The following is a 17,342-nucleotide window of genomic DNA, read 5'->3' as shown; positions in this document are numbered from 1 at the left end:
TCGTCTACGACGCAGGTTGGGGTAGATGATCTGCTCGCAGTTCGCGCCATCCACCAGGTCCACCGGGAACGAGCCGCGTACTTCATGCGCGGCCACCATGTGCACACAGCAACGCACATCGGCGGGAATGCGAAGCAGATCATTGAAAGATCCACACCGCAGTCGGATCCGATTTCCGACAATGAGGCCGCATATCGCCCCGCTTCACTGGAACTGAGCTGCGTTGGTTGCTCTGACGTCGGAGTAGATACCCTTACCCTCACCATTCCGCCTCCTTGCCCGCTGTTGCTTCCAGAAATCTCTTAATCTTTTCTAGATCATCGTGTCCATCACCGAAGTCGATGTCGTAAGCGAATCCTGGATATCCTGGGGAGTAGGAAGTGGCCGTGACCCGCACCTGATAACCCGGAAAGCAGAAGAAATCGCGATTAAAAATTTCAAAAAGGCGCGAGATGTTTGATTCAGTTTTATTACCCAGGCGATGATAATTCAGCCTGTGATTTCGCGCTCCATCGAAGAAGCAACCAATGAAGATCCCCGCACCACAATCGGAAGATGATTCGACATTCGCACCTTCATTGCGAGCTAGTTCACGATGACTCAAGCTGGCACTACTGTCAGAAGCCGGAGGTGATACAGCCACTCTCATTGCACTACCTCCTCAGCAGCGGTCTCCATAAGAAACCGTGCAATCTTTGCTTCGTCACGCTCACGCCCTGCAAACTGAATGTCGTATGCGAACCCAGGATAACCGGGCGTATAAGGTGTAGCTACCACCCTCACCTGATCACCTGGAAAGTAGAAGAAATAGATGAATCCATCTAGAAACGGCTCATATGGCGCGACAAGAATGTCCCTCTCAACGTAGCTCTGAGGATCCCTGAGAAACATGCTGCTGGTGCGATAGACCACCGTCACCTTCAACCCCGGATGCCAGAGACGAGGCAACGCTACGCAGCAGGTTGCAGCGTTCCCACTGGCTCGTGGCTCCATCCCACCCGCCCAAGCGTCATTAATGAAGACCGTCCCCAACCCGTCATCCGAGTAGTTGGCTACGCCGATTCTCAATGACATCTCCAGTGGCGCGTCAGTGATATCGTGACCAGTATCCGGCTCAATGATGCGTGGCTTCGGAGGACCTGGCGGTAGTGGACCAATCCTGAAATCCATGAACTTCAGCACCAGGCCTGCCAAAGCAAACAGCGCCAGTCCAATCAGAATCACCCTCGTCAGAAACTTCTTCATGGCGTCTCATCTTCGCCATGGCGCCCATTCCTCACGGCAACCTCCTTGATCGTCATCCGATGCGCCAGCGCGGGGTGATCGATGCCTCGGCGTGCCAAACGTTCCAGCACGTGCTCCGCGCAGCGATGCACCTGCGAGGGCAGCATGCCGTCCGGGCGCAGCACGGGCCGCTGCAGAATGAAGCGCGCGATGGCATCGGCCTGGCTTCCGCTCCGTAGTGTGGCCTCCTGCGCCGCGGTGAACGTGAGTGGCCTGGCGTCGGCATCGAACGGCACTCCTCCTTTGCCGGTCACGCACATCCAATCTCCGATGCGGGTAGGCAGGTGCCAGTCGTGCAGACCGCCCAGTACGCGCGTCCGCTGTGCATCGTCCAGCGCATCCAGCAGACGGGCGGCGGCACGCCCATCGGCCCAGCGCAGCAACCACGGCTGGCCGGTGCTGGAACGGCCCTCCCAGATGCGCCGGAGGTGCTCGGCCAATGCATGCGGGTCGCCGGTGCTGCGCAGCACCGACAGCATCGGTGCGCCGTTGCTCAGGTCCAGCAGCGCCTGCCAGCAGCGTTCGCGTGCTCTGGCTTCGTCCGGCAGGACCACCAGGCATGGCGACAACCGGTCCAACCCTTTGCCGGTATAGCGATGCGTAAACAGCGGCACCACGTCAGCGGCCAGCGCGCGCAGCTGCGTCCAGGCGTCCGGCGCGAATGCCATGTCCAGCAGTGCACAGGCGGGCCGCGCGTCCACACACTGGTCGCCGGGGGTCTGCCACGGCAACCGGGAATGCCGCCACGGATCGATCCACGGGGCGTCAGCCATTCTTCGTAGACCATGGCAGGCCGGCCTGCATCGCCTTCAGCAGGCACTCCACGCAGACCGTCTGTGCGAACTGCGGCAGCGGAAACAGCTCCTGCACCGGACCGGTGAAGTGCCGGTTGCCGGCCTTGAAGGTCAATGTGCCTGGACAGCTCACCCGCAGGTGCCCGTCCGCCAGGGTGATCGAAGCGCCGCCGGCCGTTGCGATGTGCAGCGTGTTGCCTGCCGCCAGTTGCACCTCCCCGTGCTGGCTGGCCGCCACCAGCCCAGCGCGCGCCTGCAGGTGCACGGCGTCTGCCTGCGCCTGCATATCAAGCACCTGTTGGCCAGCCACCACGCTCAACCCGGCACTCCCCGGAGTGCGTGTCGCGCCAGCCAGCACGCCGATGGCCTGGCGGCACTGCCAACGCCCATGGCCGGCAACGGTCACCGCCGAACTGCCGCCACTGGCCAGCAGCGTGCTGTGCCCCACCCCCAGCTGGATCGCCTGCCCGGCCACCTGGCAGATGCCTGCCGGTGCGGACAGGCCAAGCACCGCAGACCCGGTTGCAGGGATGTCTTCGTCAGCACCCTGCAGCCGCTGCGATGCCGCCACACTGTCGGCCAGGGTCTGCAGCACGCTGGCACCGTTGCCCTCGGCGGCGTGGCCGCGCAGCCGCACTGTGCGCTGCTGCCGTGCCGCTTCATCAAAGGAGTGCGCCAGCACGAGCGTCTGCCGCAACAGCGCGACCGGCGCGGCGCGCAGACCGGCCGGGGTGGCCGCAGAGCGCTGCATGCTGTCCAGCCACAGGCCTGCCGTGGCACGCACGGCGCCCCACGCGTCGCTGCGCAGTTCGAATCCACTTCCGCGCAGGCTGCCGCGGAAGTTGTGTTGCAGGTGACGCAGGTGACCCATGCTGATCGCGCTGTGGCATTGCGTTGTGCCAAGCCGCACCTGCAGCTGGTCGTCGCTATCGTCGAACTCGAGACTGTTGCCGCCAAGGCCGTCCCAGCTCTGCGAGCTGATGCCCCATACGGCGCCCACATTGCGCTGGGCCGATTCACCCGCGCCTGCAGCATGCCAGCGCGGGGCGTTGCCACCGGCCAGGTTGTTCTGGGCACTGCTGCCAGCATCGCTGGACAACGCCAGCGCTTCAGCGCGTGACTCGCCCCGGCCGTTGTAGAGCGCACCCATCACGATGGGGCGGCAGAGGTCGCCGTTGATGAAGTCCACCACCACCTCCTGGCCGACGCGGGGCAGGAACTGGCTGCCCCCGCCGGGGCCGGCAAAGGTCTGGGCGACGCGCAGCCAGCCGCTGTCAGCCCTGCTGTCGGTGGCAAAGCCGAACTGCACACGGATGCGCCCGTTGCTGTCCATGTACAGCGGCGCACCGTCATCGCCGCCGAGCACGGTGGCCAGTTGTGGGCCGGGGGCCGCCGACCGCCCTGCCCTGCCATCCGGAGAACGTCGCCATCGACGGTCGTACGGCATGGCCTCGAAGCGATTGGCATAGCCCAGCCTCTGCGCACGGTCGGCAGGCACGGTGTCGGGCAGTGCGTGCAGCGGCAGGTGCTGCTGCAGTTCGAGAACCTCAGGCAGCGTGTTGACCGCTGCGTGCTGCACCGCTGTAAGCAGCAACGCGGGTACCGCTCGCTGGCCGGGCTCTGGCAACACCTCGAATGCGTAGCCGGGCTGGAAGTCCGGCTCGGTGCCTTCGCCGGTCCAGCGCCGCTGCTCACACAACGCTGCCTCGGTGTCGCGCATCACCTCGGCCAAGGCCTCGCGCGAGGTCTCCCACGCCGCGTGGCGTGCCGGCGAATAGTCCTCCAATGGGCCACTGGCCACAGTGCGCACAGGCAGGCTGGCCGAAACCACACGCAACGGATCGTCCAGATCCGCCACCCGGGTCATGTGGGTCGGCACGACGCGACAGGTCTCATGCAACAGCGCGATGCCCGCGTCATCGGGCACGCGCTGGGTCTGGTGCAGGCGTCGGGGCCGTGACAGCAGCGAGCATCGGGTACTGTCGCCGAAGATCATCATCGTATGCCCGCCCGGTACATCGGGCAGCGTGCGGATGCACCAGCCCAGGCCTTCATCGGCCATCAGCTGCTGCAGGAACGCCATGTCCGATTGGCGGTACTGCACGCGATAGCCCCGGCACCGGCGGTCGATGGCAGCAGTACTTCCAACGTGCCAGGACCAATGCGCCAGCGGCGCGTGCACCGAGAGCACGGTGCTGATGATGCTGGCCACGTCCTGATCCTGGAACACGCGACTGTGGCGGCTGTCATGCAGCCAGGCAGTCCAGTCGGCCAGGTGCACGCGGTATCGCACAAGGTGGCCTGCGCAGGCCAGGCGCTCGACACTGCGGATCAGCCCTACCCGGACAACGTCTGCACCGTCCGGCAGGCGTGTGGTGATGCTTGCCGGCCGGGCCACCCAATCATCCAGGCTGTGCTCGCACGCCTCGCCCAGCAGATCGATCTGGCAGCGCAGGCCTTCGGACAACGATTCGCTGCCGTGCCAGCGCTCCACGATCAACCGCAACGCGGTAGGGCCGCAGAAGCGATGGACGCGCGACGACGCCTCGTGGGCAGCAACGAACGACGATCGGTGATCCATGGCAGTTCCTTGACAGACACAGCGCGCGAAGAAACGCGCTTTCCATGCTTCAAGCCTTGGCGGATCAATGCCGAGGACGCAATCCGAAAAGTGTCTGAAAAGCGTCGAAGATCAATTTCTGCTTGGTATTACAGCGCTTGCACGATGCATCGCGGGGGCGTGCAGCCGTTGCCGAGCCGCCAGGAAGGCGGAATACGACAGCGGCTGCGGGGCGGTGCCTCGCGCGCGGCGACTATTGCAGCGTCGCCGAACCCCGATTCCTTTCGGCCCGCAACTGCCGTTGTGCGTGGCTGGTCAGCTCCCGCGCAGCCAGCAGCAGGCCATTCATCGCATCCGGGGGCACGACCTGCGACGGGCCTCCCCGGGTGCGTGCGACATGCACGGCATACATCATCCGGGTCAAGCTCGTGATTCCTGCGACGGTGTGCCGGATGCCTGCCAGCGTGCCAGCCTCCGGGGCACTCAGCCCGGTGCGCTGCGTGGAACCGTCGATGTCCATCTGCCCCTTCAGCATCGGCATCAGGCCATCGGGCCCGGACAGTACGTCCTCGACGCGCTGGGCGATTTCGACAGACAGCTGCCTGATCGATTCGCCGACCAGTTGATACAGGTTCGGGTAATGGGTGCGGTATGACATGGCGCAGCTCCTGGCGGACGGTGGGTGATCCCGGCAGAAGCATCTGACTCTGTGCTCGTCGGTCCGTCAGGGGGCAAATGCGCCAACAGCGCAATCAGATCGCCGAACCGTGAGCCCTGACACGCAACAGCGCCACAACGCCCGCGGGGATCGCGAACCGGACGGCCCCGGACGGGCGTATTCGTGCTGCGTACGACAGTGGATTCACGCCCTGCGTGGGGCTCACGTGCCGACCAAGGTCGGCACCTACCAAAGCAGCGGCCCTTACAACGGCTTCGGCGAGAACGTGAGGGTGGCGATTACGCCGCGCTCGCCACCCGGGCGCACGCTTACCTGCCAGCCGTACAGATCGCACAGGCGGCTGACGATCGACAGGCCGATGCCGCCGCCCTGCGAATGGCCGGCATGGGTACCGCGATAGCCACGCTGGAACAGCTTGGCCGCGTCTTCTTCGCTCAGGCCCGGGCCGCTGTCGGTCACCGAAACCGCGTTGGCGCTCACATGCACGCGCACTTCGCCATCCTGCGAGTACTTCACGGCATTGCCGATCAGATTGCCCAGGGCCACCGACAAGGCCGCTTCCGGCGCGTCGATCACCAGATCGCGTTCGCCTTCCAGCGCCAGTTCCAGCGGCTTGCCACCCAGCTGTGCACGGTGCGCATCCAGCAGCTGCTCGGCCACCCGGGCCACGTTGCTGGTGCCCTGCCCGCGCTCGTTGCGCGACAGCAGCAGCAGCGCGCCGATCAGGTCGCTGCACTGCTGTTCGGCGCGCTGGATGCGCTGCAGGCGCTGCAGCACCTTCTCATCCAGGCCGGGGCGGGTCAGCAGCAGCTCGGTGGCGCCACGGATCACCGCCAGCGGCGTGCGCAGTTCATGGCTGACGTCGGCATTGAACTCGCGGTCGCGCTGCACCACCTCGGTCAACCGCGACGAGTAATCATCCAGCGCCTGTGCCAGCTGCCCCACCTCATCGTCGGGGAAGCGCGGCGCCAGCGGTTCGGGATCGCTGGTGCCGCCGCGATAGGCACGCAGCCGCGCTGCCAGATCCGAGACCGGCTTCATCACCTTCGACGCCGACCACCAGCCCAGCACCAGCGACAGCACGCTGAACACCAGCACCGACAACACCAGCGCGCGGTTGAGCTGTTTGCCACCGCGCACGCTGTCGGTCATGTCATAGGCAAGGAAGAACCAGGCATCATCGCTCTTGCGCACGGCCAGCTTGTAGGCATACGGCTGCCCTTGCTCGTCGGTGCCGCTCAGGTTGTAGTTGCCGGTCTGCAGATCGGCCCATTGCGGCCAGGACTCGCGCGCCTTGTCGAATTTGTCCGCCGAGTAGGCGTAAGCACGGATCTGCTGCACCGGCACGGCCGGGTTGCGCCCCGGGTGCTCGTAGAAGCGACGCGCGTACTCTTCGATGTTGTGGTTGATCACGTCTTCCACCAACTGGTTTTCCACCCGCATGCGGGCCCAGTTGGTGGCGAACGCGAACAGCGTTGTCAGGCAGAAGCCCAACAACACGAACGAGACGATGATGCGGCTGCGCAGGCGCCGCCGATAAGGCGTGCGCCGACGCTCCCCTTTCGCTGCCACCGAATCAGGCTTCCGGGGTAGCGATGCGGTATCCGATGCCATGGCGGGTCTGGATCAGCGGCACTTCAAACGGCTTGTCGACCACCGCACGCAGGCCATGGATGTGCACGCGCAGCGAATCGGAGTCGGGCAATTCCTCACCCCACACCCGGGTTTCCAGCTCCTGGCGGGTCACCACGGCCGGGGCCGCTTCCATAAGCGCCTGCAGGATCTTCAGTGCAGTCGGGTTGAGCTGCAGCAGCTTGCCCTGGCGACGCACTTCCAGCGTATCCAGGTTGTATTCCAGATCGCCGGTTTCCAGCACGCGGGTCTGCACGCCCTTTCCACGGCGCGACAGGGCATTCAGACGTACTTCCACTTCCTGCAGCGCGAACGGCTTGATCAGGTAGTCGTCGGCACCGGAATCGAAGCCGGCCAGCTTGTTGTCCAGCGAATCGCGCGCGGTCAGCATCAGCACCGGGGTCTGCTTGCGCGCTTCATTGCGCAGCTTCCGGCAGACTTCGATACCGTCCATGCCGGGCAGGTTGAGATCCAGCACGATCGCGTCGAACTCGTGCACCACGGCCAGATGCAGGCCGGTGACCCCGTCAGCCGCGAAGTCCACCGTGTGCCCGCGGTCCTCCAGGTAATCACCCAGATTGGCCGCAATGTCGCTGTTGTCTTCGATTACCAGAATTCTCACTGTCACCTCTAATTGACGAATTTGCCGGTGCGCTGGGCCTGGCTCATGTCACGCTGTGCCCTGTCCTTCTGCCGGGCGCGCTCGGCAACGGTGCTGCACTGCGTCGTGGACCGGTTCGAACCCGTCACCTTCTCGCGCTGGCATATTAGACGACTATCCTCACGCGCTTGTGTCAAAACCGTGTTCACGATCTGCTGGTCGTTGAAGATATCGGTTCGCACCTGTTCAGGCATCGAATCGCGGTTCGGATGCTGCTCGACGGCCGTGCGCATGCGCACCAGCGCCTCACGTACCCGGCTGCGATCGCTCTGCTTCAGTTCGCTGTAGGTCTCGCCATCGTTGAGCTGGATTTCGATGCGCTCGATCTGCTGCTGCAGCGGCTTGCCGGGCAGGAAGACTTCGCTGGACTCTTTGGACGCAGAGGCGACGGTGGCCAGGGTCAGCCCCGAGAACAGCACCGCCGACATCAGGAGGGACTTCATGACAAACGAATCCTTGTTTGAATGGATCGCTGACTGTATTCGCACCACCTTCACGCCAGCAAGTGCCAAGCGCAGGGGCGGCGGACGGCCTAGCGGTTGCCGGGAGGCGAGAGGTCGGTGAAGGTGCGCTGGTCATGGAGCAGGGCCTTGCCCTTCTCCTCGATGCGCCGCCGTTCGGCCACGGTCATGCAGCGGCTTTTGGGCATGTTGCTGCCGGTGGTGCGGGTGTATTGGTAGACCTGCCGGCTGTCATCATGGGCCCGGGCAAGCAGGGTATTGACCCGTTCCTGGTCGTTGAAGACGTCGTTCTGGACCTGCGGCGGCAGTTCCTGCAGCGTCTGGCGGTCCCCCATCCGCTGGGTGATGCGCGCCAGTGCCTGTCGCACCTGGGCGCGGTCATCTGCGGAGATCTCACTGTAGTCGCCGTCGTCCAGGGCCTTCTCGACCTTCCGGACCTGTTCGGCCACCGGCATCTGCCGGTCCATCTGTACAACGGCTTTTTCCGGCTTGGCGACAGCCGTGCCTGCCAGCCCCAGCAACAACGCGATCATGGTGACGCGATACATCGCTTGCCTCCGATCCATCCAGGAACGATGGAGGCCACTCTACGGCCGTCACGGCGCCTCCACAAGCGGTGCGCGACGCCCATAAAAAAGACCCAGGCGGTGCCCCCGCCTGGGTCTGAAGATGTATCCCGATACCGATCCTGCTGAGAGGCAGAGCTGCGGTTCGCTGAAGGCTACGCCGGGGCCGATTAAAGGCATGTTAAACCCGGCCTCATCAACCCATGAGATTTATAAGCAACTGAATAATCAAGGCTTTTTAAGCTTCTCCACGTGCTCGATGATGCGCGTGGCCACGTCCACCCCGCACGCCGCTTCGATGCCCTCCAGCCCCGGCGTGGAGTTGACCTCCAGCACCAGCGGGCCGCGCGCGGAACGGATCAGGTCCACCCCGCACACCGACAGGCCCAGCGCCTTGGCCGAACGTACCGCGACCTGCTGTTCGGCGCGGCTGGCCTTGGCCGCCACCGCCGTACCGCCCGCATGCAGGTTGGAGCGGAAGTCGCCCTCCGGCGCCTGTCGCTGCATCGAGGCCACCACCTGGTCACCGACCACGAAGCAGCGCAGGTCCGCGCCCTTGGCCTCGCCGATGAACTCCTGCATCAGGAAATTGGCGTACAGCCCACGCAGCGCCTCGACGATGCCACGCGAGGCGCTGGCCTTCTCGGTGAGGATCACACCGCGGCCCTGGGTGCCCTCGTTGAGCTTCACCACATGCGGCGGCGGGCCGAGCATGGACAGCAGGTCGACGGTGTCGTCGGGGTTGTCGCCGAACACGGTGACCGGCATGTCGATGCCCTTGGCAGCCAGCAGCTGGTGCGCACGCAGCTTGTCACGCGAGCGCAGGATCGCATCGGACGGGTTGGGCGTGCGGGCCCCCATCAGCTCGAACTGGCGCAGCACGGCCGTGCCATAGCGGGTGATCGAGGCACCGATGCGCGGGATGACCATGTCCACGCCGGTCATCGGCCGGCCCTTGTAGTGCATCGAGAAGCCATCGGCGGCGATGCGCATGTAGCAGCGCAGCGGGTCAAGGATACGCACGGTGTGGCCGCGCGCGCGCGCCGCCTCGACCAGCCGGCGGGTGGAATACAGGGAGCTGTTGCGGGACAGGATGGCGAGCTTCATCGCGGCGGGATCGGGCGGCAGGCGCGCAGCATAGCGCGCGCGTGTGGCGGGCGGATGATGCCGCGCCCGATGACGCCGGCACCGCCGCAGAGGCTGTGCCAAGATGGCCACGCCGGCCACAGGACAGGAACACGGCCGGCTTACACAACCCAAGGAGAACCACAGATGCGAATGGGAATTCCGCTGTTGTTGCTGTTTGGCCTGGCGGGTGGCGCCACCGAAGTGCATGCCGCGCCCACCCATGCAGTCTCCCGGCTCTATTTCGACGCCAGCAACACGCTGATTGGCCAGAGCCTGCGCTACTGCACCGGCAGAACCCAACACCAGGGGGCTGCCTCACATACCAACACCCGCTGGATCGATGTCACCTATGCCTGCAACGGCGACTCGACCGAGGTGAGCTACGGAGGCTGGGTACCGGCCGACCTGCGGCAGGATTTCTGCGGCCTGTATGACGCCTGCACCTTGTTGATGCCGTGGCCGGAACACACGTTGCCCGGTCCGCTGGCCCCCGGCTTCAATTCCGACTGACCGGCCGCCCCGCGACAACGTCTCCGGCGATGGAACCATCGTTGCCGGAGACACCTTTCGACAGTGCGATGATTTCCTCCATCCGTGCGCGCGCCTGTTGCATCTGCTCGGGCGCAAGCGCCCCATGGCTGTACAGCTCCTCAAGCGAGTTGTAACCACACACACCGGCGCGGCACATGCGTTGGAGGATGGGGGAATCGGCGCCGCACGGTACGCCCTTTCGGCAGCCCGCCAGCATCCATGCAGCTTCCTCGACGGCTGTGCCCGCCTTGTAGGGCTTCAACGCTTCGATGCGGTGGGAGGCGGCTTCCCCCATGGTTGCCGCAAGTGCCATGTAGGCTTCACCGTCGTCCTGCATGAGCACGGCTTCGACAAACGTCTTGTGGTCCTCCACCGAAAGATCCTGATCAGCGAGGTGGAGGCCAGGCGCCGCCTGTTCGATCTGTGCAGCAAGGCTTCCCTGATTCACCGCCAGTTCCCGGTAGCGCTTCAGATTGCGGAAGCCGCTCACAACGTCCTCGGGCATTCCTTCGCATCGCGCCTTGAACCACGCCGTGCTGCGCTGGAGTGCGACCTTCTTTTCCTGTGCGATGTCCAATCCCGCGAGCGAGCCCCAGTCAGGAATGACGGCACAGTCGTCATGGATGCGGCTGAGTACAAAACTCGCGTTCGCGTCGCCGCTCCTGGACAGGAATTCAAGGTCCGCCATCAACGGCTGAACGTTTCGAGCGGTGTAGTACTTCCGATAGGCGGCGGGCGCATTTCCCGTGGCCGCCATGCCGGAGTTCGCGACTCCTGTGGCGGGGATGACCGTGGCGCTTGCGGTGCGCGCTGCATGTCCGGCTTCAGAAGGGGCCGTGCTGTCCGTGCACGCTGTCGTTGCCAGTGCCAGCACTGGAGCCAGCAGAAAGGTGTTCCATCGTGAGCTGGCCCGCATCCTCATTCCTTGTCCCAACGTCATCATCCGTCGTGAAGGGGCATTCACTCTAGTGATGCTGCACGTCGGTCACAAGGCTGGATCGACAGGCATACGAAAGCGGGCATCGAGCGCCCGAATCTGCGGTGCAAAAGAAGGAGGTGCGATGGAGCGGGCGATGGGAATCGAACCCACGTCAGTAGCTTGGGAAGCTACAGCTCTACCATTGAGCTACGCCCGCGTTGCGGTGGAAAGTCTATGCGCTGGGGCCGGTGTTGCGCAATGGTTGGCCGCGCCGCATGCGCCGGACACGGTCCGGCGCTGTTGTCAGGCATCCCGGGCACCGTGCGGTGCCCGGGATGACGCGTGGATCAGAAGCTGCCGCTGAAGTTGGCGAACAGCGTCGCGTCCTGGGCACGCTTCTGCCCGGCCGAAGCGCTCAGGCCGAAGTTGCTCTGCAGGCCGAACATCTCCGTACGGGCACCCAGTACGACGGTGGCGTAGTTCTTGTCGAAGTTCAGGCCCGGCACGCGATAGCTGCCCAGTTCCGGCAGGGTCTGCAGCCAGGCGCTGGCCTGCTTGGTGTCTTCGAACTCGTGGTCGTAGGTCAGCTGTGCGTACGGCTTGACCGCACCGCCGTCGAAGCGGGCCTGCCAGCCGATGCGGCCGACGGTCGAATCGACATTCTGGCGGTCATAGCCCAGCGCGGTGGCCAGCGTACCGGTCGCGGCGCTTTCGGTGTAACCGTCGATCTTCACCTTCTGCCAGATCACCGAAGCGATCGGGCCGTGGCGGAAACCACCCTCGGTGCCGAACTCGTAACCGGCGTTCAGCGCTGCGGTCAGGTTGCTGCCGTCCGGCGAACCGCCGTGCTCGCGGGTGGCCGGGCCCAGCTGGACCTTGCGGTTCACGTCATAGGACAGCCAAGTGTAGCTGACCTGGCCGTTGACCCAGATGCGGTCGTGGTACCAGCCTGCGAACAGACCGGCGGTGGTGTCCTTCTGGGTGAAGTCACCGCGGCTGTTGCCGAAGTCGGCATTGAGGCGGCCGAAGCCGGCGAAGCCGCCGAACACCATGCCGTCGCGTGCCCAGTCGACACCGAACAGGCCGGCCGGCGCCAGGCCGTCGTACAGGTCGGCGTGGTCGTAGCGCTGCAGGTCGCCGCGCACGCCGCCCCACCAGGACAGGCCGTCGGCCGGACGCCCACCCAGGTGCATGCTGACCTGGTCGGCGCGCGAACGGCCGATGGTCTGCGCCGAGTGGCTCAGCACCTGCTGCAGGCGCGGGGCCTCCAGCACCGAGACCGCGTACTGGCCCAGCAACTGGTGGCCGGCCGTGGTCGGATGCACGCCATCGGCGAAAAGATAGGTATTGGCCGCATCCGGGCTGACATAGCTGGTCGGGTTGCAGGTCAGGATGCTCTGCGTCGGATTGGTCGGATCGATCTTGCAGGCGGTGCTGGTGACGTTGGTGAAGCCGTACATGGCCGGGTTGGCGGCCACTTCGCCCAGCACGGTGAAGGTGTCGAGCGGAATGAACTCGATGCCGGCCTGCTTCAGGCCGCCGTACAGGGCCTTGTTGTAACCGGCCGACAGCGCGGTGGCGGCACCGGCATTCGGGCCACGGAACGACGGGGTCAGGCCGACGTTGGGCAGGTTGGGCACCAGCACGTACTGCGCGCCGGCCTGCTTGAGCGCGCCGACCAGGGCGATCTGGTCGGTGACGGCCGCGCCGATGATGGCCTGCGCCTGTGCCGGCGCTGCCGCTGCCGCGAACAGGTCGTTGGCGCCACCCCAGACGGTATACAGGGCATTTGCGTCAGCCTTGCCGCCATTTGCGGCGAGGTAACGAGCGGCCTGCGACTTCAGCGAGGGAATCGGACCCAGCGCGCCGCTGCCTTCCACCGACACGCGGGCACCGCCCACGGCGTAGTTGTCACCGTTCTGGCCGTTGCCGTTGGCTGCGCCGTTGAGACCGTAGTAATTGGCCAGCTGCTGCGACCAGACCCAGCCCGGGTTGGTGGTGAACTGGCCGGTGACCGGCTGCACGCCGGGCGGCAGCAGCGGGCGGAAGTAGCCGGCGTCGGTCAGGCTGTCGCCGAAGAACACCGCGTGGGTATACGGGGATTCGCCTGCCATGGCCGGAACCGCGGCCAGCGCGATCGCGGCCGCCATCAGGGAGCGGATCGGGCGTTTGCTGAGCAGCATGTAAAGAACTCCTGTGGGGAAATCGTTGAGGACCCGGCGGACGTACGCCGGCGCACGGTGAATGGTTTCACCGCGCCGCCTTTTGCTCACGCTGCGCCGCCGCATGGATTGTCACCCGGCCCTGCGCCAGCGTGCTGTGCAGGACGTGGCATATGGCGCAGATTGCAACGGTTCCGATCCCGCCGGGCTATCAGCGACAATGCGCCGATGAACATCCAGCTCAATGGCGAACCCCGTACCCTGCCCGCTTCGGCGACCCTTCACGATCTGCTTGAGGCCGAGCAGCTGCTGCAGCGCCGGGTGGCGGTGGAGGTCAACGGCGAGATCGTCAGCCGCAGCCACCATGGCGAGCATGTCCTGGCCGAGGGCGACGTGGTGGAGATCGTGCACGCGCTGGGCGGCGGTTGAGGCCATTCCGGGTAGTGCCGGCCGCTGGCCGGCCATCCGACGCTGTCTGACGCCTCACATCTGCCGGCCAGCGGCCGGCACTACCTTTGGTTGCGTGACCCCATCTTCAGGCGGATAAGCGATAATCGCGCCATGAACGTTCATGTCTCCCCCGATTCGCTGGTGATCGCCGGCAAGACCTATGGCTCGCGGCTGCTGACCGGCACCGGCAAGTTCAAGGACCTGGAAGAAACCCGCCTGGCCACCGAGGCTGCAGGCGCCCAGATCGTCACCGTGGCCATCCGCCGGACCAACATCGGCCAGAACCCGGGCGAACCTAACCTGCTGGACGTGCTGCCGCCGGACCGTTACACCATCCTGCCCAACACCGCTGGCTGCTACACCGCCGAGGACGCCGTGCGCACCTGCCGCCTGGCCCGTGAGCTGCTGGACGGCCACAACCTGACCAAGCTGGAAGTGTTGGGCGACCAGAAGTCGCTGTACCCGGACGTGGTGCAGACCCTCAAGGCCGCCGAACAGCTGGTCAAGGATGGCTTCGAGGTGATGGTCTACACCTCCGACGACCCGATCCTGGCCAAGCGCCTGGAAGAGATCGGCTGCGCCGCGGTGATGCCGCTGGCCGCGCCGATCGGCTCGGGCCTGGGCATCCAGAACAAGTACAACCTGCTGCAGATCATCGAAGACGCCAAGGTGCCGATCATCGTCGACGCCGGCGTCGGCACCGCCTCGGATGCGGCGATCGCAATGGAGCTGGGCTGCGACGGCGTGCTGATGAACACCGCCATCGCCGGCGCGCGCAGCCCGGTGCTGATGGCCAGCGCGATGCGCAAGGCGGTCGAAGCCGGCCGCGAGGCGTTCCTGGCCGGGCGCATCCCGCGCAAGCGCTACGCCAGCGCCTCATCTCCGGTGGATGGGCTGATCGGCTGATGACCAATCCTTTCGACAGCGCCGGCTCCAAGGCCCCGCCCAAGCCTTTCACCGTCAGCGAAGGCCGCCGTGAAGTGCGCAGCTTCGTGCTGCGCCAGGGCCGATTCACGCCCGCCCAGCAGCGTGCGTTCGACGAACGCTGGCCGCGTTTCGGCATCGACTACAACGGCCAGCCGCGCGATCTGGATGCCACCTTCGGTCGCCCCGCCCACAAGGTGCTGGAAATCGGCTTCGGCAACGGCGCCGCGCTGCGCTTCGCGGCCCAGCACGATCCGTCACGCGACTACATTGGCATCGAGGTGCATGCACCCGGCGTGGGCCGCCTGCTGAACGCGCTGGCCGACGACAACGCCGACCACGTGCGCCTGTACCACCACGATGCGGTGGAAGTGCTGCAGAACGAGATCGCCGACGGCGCGCTGGATGAAGTGCGCATCTACTTCCCGGACCCGTGGCACAAGAAGCGCCACAACAAGCGCCGCCTGCTGCAGCCGGCGTTCGCCGACCTGCTGGTGCGCAAGCTGCGCCCGGGTGGCCGCCTGCACTGCGCGACCGACTGGGAAGACTACGCCGAGCAGATGTGGGACGTGCTCGACGCCACCGCCGGCCTGGTCAACCGTGCCGGCCCGCGCGGCAGCGTGCCGCGCCCGGACTGGCGCCCGCAGACCCACTTCGAGACCCGCGGCCAGAAGCTCGGCCATGGCGTCTGGGACCTGTTGTACGACCGCACCTGACGATCGCCTGAGGACATCGCGCCCCACATGGATACCGCGCTGACGCTGACCAACGACATGAAGCTCGTGCTTGGGCTGGTCGGCTTCACGATGGCGATGTTCCTGTTCGAGCGCATCCGTGCCGACGTGGTCGCACTGGTGGTGCTGGTGGTGCTAGGCGTCACCGGGCTGATCGCGCCGGAGGAGATCTTCGGCGGTTTCTCCGGTAACGCGGTGATGAGCATCATCGCCACCACCATCCTCGGTGCGGGCCTGGACCGCACCGGGGCACTGAACCGCTTGGCCGCCTGGTTGCTGCGGCGCGGCCATGGCGTCGAGCAGCGGCTGCTGATGATGACCACGGCCATTGCCGGCCTGAACTCGTCCTTCATGCAGAACCCGTCGGTGATGGCGCTGTACCTGCCGGTCGCCTCGCGACTGGCCGCGCGCACCGGGCTGACCCTGCAGCGCCTGCTGCTGCCGATCTCGGCGGCGATCGTGATGGGCGGCGCGCTGACCATGGTCGGCAACTCGCCGCTGATCCTGCTGAACGATCTTCTGGCCTCGGCCAACAACAACCTGCCCTCGGGCCTGGCCACCATCGAGCCGCTGCGCATGTTCGCGCCGCTGCCGATCGGCGTGGCGCTGCTGGTTGCCTCGCTGCTGTACTTCCGCTACTACGGCGACCGCAAGCTGATCGAGGAAGAGAACCTGGTCAACGACGGGGTCACCCCGGCACGTACCGAAAGCTACTTCGCCAAGACCTACGGCATCGAAGGTGATGTGTTCGAGCTGGTGGTCAGCGCCGAAAGCCCGCTGGTGGGCATGACCCTGGGCGAGGCGGAGAACCTGCACGATGCACCGCTGCTGCTGGCCCTGAAGACCGGCAACGACACCCGCCTGGCACCGCCTGCGGAGATGCGCATCTGGGTCGGCAGCGTGCTCGGTGCGATGGGCCGGCGCCAGCAGATCAGCGACTTCGCGCAGAACCAGTTCCTGCGCATGTCCTCGCGCCTGAAGCACCTGGGCGACCTGTTCAATCCCAGCCGCGCCGGTATTTCCGAGGCGGTGGTGCCGCCGACCTCGAACGTGATCGGCAAGAGCGCGGCCGACCTGCGCCTGCGCAAGGAGCGCGGCATCAGCCTGCTGGCGATCAACCGCGACAAGCAGGTGATCCGCGAAGACGTGCGCGACGTGCAGCTGCGCGCGGGCGACATGCTGGTCTTCCACAGCATCTGGACCGACCTGGCACAGGCCGCCAGGAGCCGGGACTTCGTGGTGGTGACCGATTACCCGACCGGCGAGCAGCGCCCGCACAAGTTCAAGATCGCAATGGCGATCTTCGCGTTGACCATCCTGATCGCGCTGACCAGCAAGCTGCCGGTGGCGCTGACCCTGATGACCGGCGTGGCGGGCATGCTGCTGACCGGCGTGCTGCGCATGGACGAGGCCTATGCCTCGATCAACTGGAAGACGGTGTTCATGATGGCCGGGCTGATTCCGCTGGGCTGGGCAATGGACTCCAGTGGCGCGGCGGCGTGGGTGGCCGGCCATACCATCGACAAGCTGCCCACCGGTATTCCGCTGTGGGTGCTGGAAGTGGCGCTGGCGTTGCTGACCACCGCGTTCTCGCTGGTGATCAGCCATGTGGGTGCGACCATCGTGATGGTCCCCATCGCGGTGAACCTGGCGCTGGCTGCCGGCGGCAGCCCGACCGCATTCGCGCTGATCGTGGCGCTGTCGGCGTCCAACAACCTGATGACGGCCTCCAATCCGGTGATCTCGATGATCACCGGTCCGGCCAACTACACCCCGCGCGAGATGTGGCGGGTCGGCGGCCCGCTGTCGCTGATCTACACCTGCGTGGTGGTGTTGATGATCAACCTGATGTTCTGA

General features: G+C 65.5%; 17 protein-coding genes and 1 tRNA gene. 5 read left to right on the top strand and 13 right to left on the bottom strand.

The window, feature by feature from the left end:
- Positions 1–259: 259 nt before the first annotated feature.
- The 10 genes from N7590_RS10995 to rimK all read right to left on the bottom strand — a co-directional run bounded on the left by N7590_RS10995 (position 260) and on the right by rimK (position 9,744).
- Entirely contained in the window at positions 260–604 is a 345-nt protein-coding gene (locus N7590_RS10995) for a hypothetical protein (protein WP_279935490.1), read from the bottom strand.
- 41 nt (positions 605–645) lie between these two features.
- Positions 646–1,245, bottom strand: coding sequence for a DUF3304 domain-containing protein (locus N7590_RS10990; protein WP_164242270.1), 600 nt, complete (start codon positions 1,243–1,245; stop codon positions 646–648).
- Complete coding sequence (locus N7590_RS10985) at positions 1,242–2,057, bottom strand: DUF4123 domain-containing protein (protein ID WP_164242268.1); 816 nt, start codon at positions 2,055–2,057, stop codon at positions 1,242–1,244. The genes N7590_RS10990 and N7590_RS10985 overlap by 4 nt, the downstream gene beginning before the upstream one ends.
- Entirely contained in the window at positions 2,050–4,659 is a 2,610-nt protein-coding gene (tssI, locus tag N7590_RS10980; protein WP_164242266.1) for a type VI secretion system Vgr family protein, read from the bottom strand. Before tssI ends, N7590_RS10985 begins: the two co-directional genes overlap by 8 nt.
- 232 nt (positions 4,660–4,891) lie before the next feature.
- Positions 4,892–5,296: a hypothetical protein gene (locus N7590_RS10975; RefSeq protein WP_053510694.1), complete on the bottom strand. Its 405-nt coding sequence runs from the start codon at positions 5,294–5,296 to the stop codon at positions 4,892–4,894.
- Between the two features lie 264 nt (positions 5,297–5,560).
- Positions 5,561–6,931, bottom strand: coding sequence for a HAMP domain-containing sensor histidine kinase (locus N7590_RS10970; protein WP_053510696.1), 1,371 nt, complete (start codon positions 6,929–6,931; stop codon positions 5,561–5,563).
- Positions 6,894–7,571, bottom strand: a complete 678-nt coding sequence (locus N7590_RS10965; protein WP_005410804.1) for a response regulator transcription factor — start codon at positions 7,569–7,571, stop codon at positions 6,894–6,896. Before N7590_RS10965 ends, N7590_RS10970 begins: the two co-directional genes overlap by 38 nt.
- An 8-nt stretch (positions 7,572–7,579) precedes the next feature.
- Complete coding sequence (locus N7590_RS10960) at positions 7,580–8,053, bottom strand: hypothetical protein (RefSeq protein WP_053450628.1); 474 nt, start codon at positions 8,051–8,053, stop codon at positions 7,580–7,582.
- 89 nt (positions 8,054–8,142) lie between these two features.
- Complete coding sequence (locus N7590_RS10955; RefSeq protein WP_279935487.1) at positions 8,143–8,619, bottom strand: hypothetical protein; 477 nt, start codon at positions 8,617–8,619, stop codon at positions 8,143–8,145.
- 246 nt (positions 8,620–8,865) lie between these two features.
- Complete coding sequence (gene rimK, locus N7590_RS10950; protein WP_005410807.1) at positions 8,866–9,744, bottom strand: 30S ribosomal protein S6--L-glutamate ligase; 879 nt, start codon at positions 9,742–9,744, stop codon at positions 8,866–8,868.
- Positions 9,745–9,915: 171 nt separating this feature from the next.
- On the opposite strand from rimK, the gene N7590_RS10945 reads away from it, so the two are divergent.
- Positions 9,916–10,275, top strand: coding sequence for a hypothetical protein (locus N7590_RS10945; RefSeq protein WP_053450631.1), 360 nt, complete (start codon positions 9,916–9,918; stop codon positions 10,273–10,275).
- On the opposite strand, the gene N7590_RS10940 is transcribed toward N7590_RS10945, so the two are convergent.
- The 3 genes from N7590_RS10940 to N7590_RS10930 all read right to left on the bottom strand — a co-directional run bounded on the left by N7590_RS10940 (position 10,262) and on the right by N7590_RS10930 (position 13,398).
- Complete coding sequence (locus N7590_RS10940) at positions 10,262–11,212, bottom strand: hypothetical protein (RefSeq protein WP_164242264.1); 951 nt, start codon at positions 11,210–11,212, stop codon at positions 10,262–10,264. The two genes, N7590_RS10945 and N7590_RS10940, sit on opposite strands and share 14 nt — an antisense overlap.
- A 146-nt stretch (positions 11,213–11,358) precedes the next feature.
- Positions 11,359–11,432, bottom strand: a tRNA-Gly gene (locus N7590_RS10935).
- Between the two features lie 130 nt (positions 11,433–11,562).
- A complete protein-coding gene (locus tag N7590_RS10930; RefSeq protein ID WP_164086917.1) occupies positions 11,563–13,398 on the bottom strand; it encodes an autotransporter domain-containing protein in 1,836 nt (611 codons plus the stop codon).
- Between the two features lie 207 nt (positions 13,399–13,605).
- Between N7590_RS10930 and thiS the strand changes: the two genes are divergently transcribed.
- From thiS to N7590_RS10910, 4 genes are all read left to right on the top strand, one after another.
- A complete protein-coding gene (gene thiS / locus N7590_RS10925) occupies positions 13,606–13,806 on the top strand; it encodes a sulfur carrier protein ThiS (RefSeq protein WP_164242262.1) in 201 nt (66 codons plus the stop codon).
- A 132-nt stretch (positions 13,807–13,938) separates the two neighbouring features.
- Positions 13,939–14,733, top strand: coding sequence for a thiazole synthase (locus N7590_RS10920; protein WP_053450634.1), 795 nt, complete (start codon positions 13,939–13,941; stop codon positions 14,731–14,733).
- Positions 14,733–15,467 carry a tRNA (guanosine(46)-N7)-methyltransferase TrmB gene (trmB, locus tag N7590_RS10915; RefSeq protein ID WP_008268324.1) on the top strand — a complete coding sequence of 245 codons (735 nt, stop codon included), beginning with the start codon at positions 14,733–14,735 and terminating at the stop codon, positions 15,465–15,467. The genes N7590_RS10920 and trmB overlap by 1 nt, the downstream gene beginning before the upstream one ends.
- Positions 15,468–15,494: 27 nt before the next feature.
- Positions 15,495–17,342 carry an SLC13 family permease gene (locus N7590_RS10910; RefSeq protein WP_279935482.1) on the top strand — a complete coding sequence of 616 codons (1,848 nt, stop codon included), beginning with the start codon at positions 15,495–15,497 and terminating at the stop codon, positions 17,340–17,342.

This window comes from Stenotrophomonas sp. GD04024, from assembly GCF_029837545.1.
Lineage (GTDB): Bacteria > Pseudomonadota > Gammaproteobacteria > Xanthomonadales > Xanthomonadaceae > Stenotrophomonas > Stenotrophomonas forensis.
The sequence above is the reverse complement of the archived record's forward strand: the minus strand, read 5'-3'. Positions and strand labels throughout refer to the sequence as shown.

Excerpts from the sequence above, each read along its gene's own strand:
- tssI (WP_164242266.1), bottom strand. The coding sequence starts at position 4,659 with ATGGATCACCGATCGTCGTTCGTTGCTGCCCACGAGGCGTCGTCGCGC.
- N7590_RS10960 (WP_053450628.1), bottom strand. The coding sequence starts at position 8,053 with ATGAAGTCCCTCCTGATGTCGGCGGTGCTGTTCTCGGGGCTGACCCTG.
- N7590_RS10970 (WP_053510696.1), bottom strand. The coding sequence starts at position 6,931 with ATGGCATCGGATACCGCATCGCTACCCCGGAAGCCTGATTCGGTGGCA.
- N7590_RS10955 (WP_279935487.1), bottom strand. The coding sequence starts at position 8,619 with ATGTATCGCGTCACCATGATCGCGTTGTTGCTGGGGCTGGCAGGCACG.
- N7590_RS10945 (WP_053450631.1), top strand. The coding sequence starts at position 9,916 with ATGGGAATTCCGCTGTTGTTGCTGTTTGGCCTGGCGGGTGGCGCCACC.
- thiS (WP_164242262.1), top strand. The coding sequence starts at position 13,606 with ATGAACATCCAGCTCAATGGCGAACCCCGTACCCTGCCCGCTTCGGCG.
- N7590_RS10985 (WP_164242268.1), bottom strand. The coding sequence starts at position 2,057 with ATGGCTGACGCCCCGTGGATCGATCCGTGGCGGCATTCCCGGTTGCCG.
- rimK (WP_005410807.1), bottom strand. The coding sequence starts at position 9,744 with ATGAAGCTCGCCATCCTGTCCCGCAACAGCTCCCTGTATTCCACCCGC.
- trmB (WP_008268324.1), top strand. The coding sequence starts at position 14,733 with ATGACCAATCCTTTCGACAGCGCCGGCTCCAAGGCCCCGCCCAAGCCT.
- N7590_RS10920 (WP_053450634.1), top strand. The coding sequence starts at position 13,939 with ATGAACGTTCATGTCTCCCCCGATTCGCTGGTGATCGCCGGCAAGACC.
- N7590_RS10990 (WP_164242270.1), bottom strand. The coding sequence starts at position 1,245 with ATGAAGAAGTTTCTGACGAGGGTGATTCTGATTGGACTGGCGCTGTTT.
- N7590_RS10930 (WP_164086917.1), bottom strand. The coding sequence starts at position 13,398 with ATGCTGCTCAGCAAACGCCCGATCCGCTCCCTGATGGCGGCCGCGATC.
- N7590_RS10910 (WP_279935482.1), top strand. The coding sequence starts at position 15,495 with ATGGATACCGCGCTGACGCTGACCAACGACATGAAGCTCGTGCTTGGG.
- N7590_RS10940 (WP_164242264.1), bottom strand. The coding sequence starts at position 11,212 with ATGCGGGCCAGCTCACGATGGAACACCTTTCTGCTGGCTCCAGTGCTG.
- N7590_RS10975 (WP_053510694.1), bottom strand. The coding sequence starts at position 5,296 with ATGTCATACCGCACCCATTACCCGAACCTGTATCAACTGGTCGGCGAA.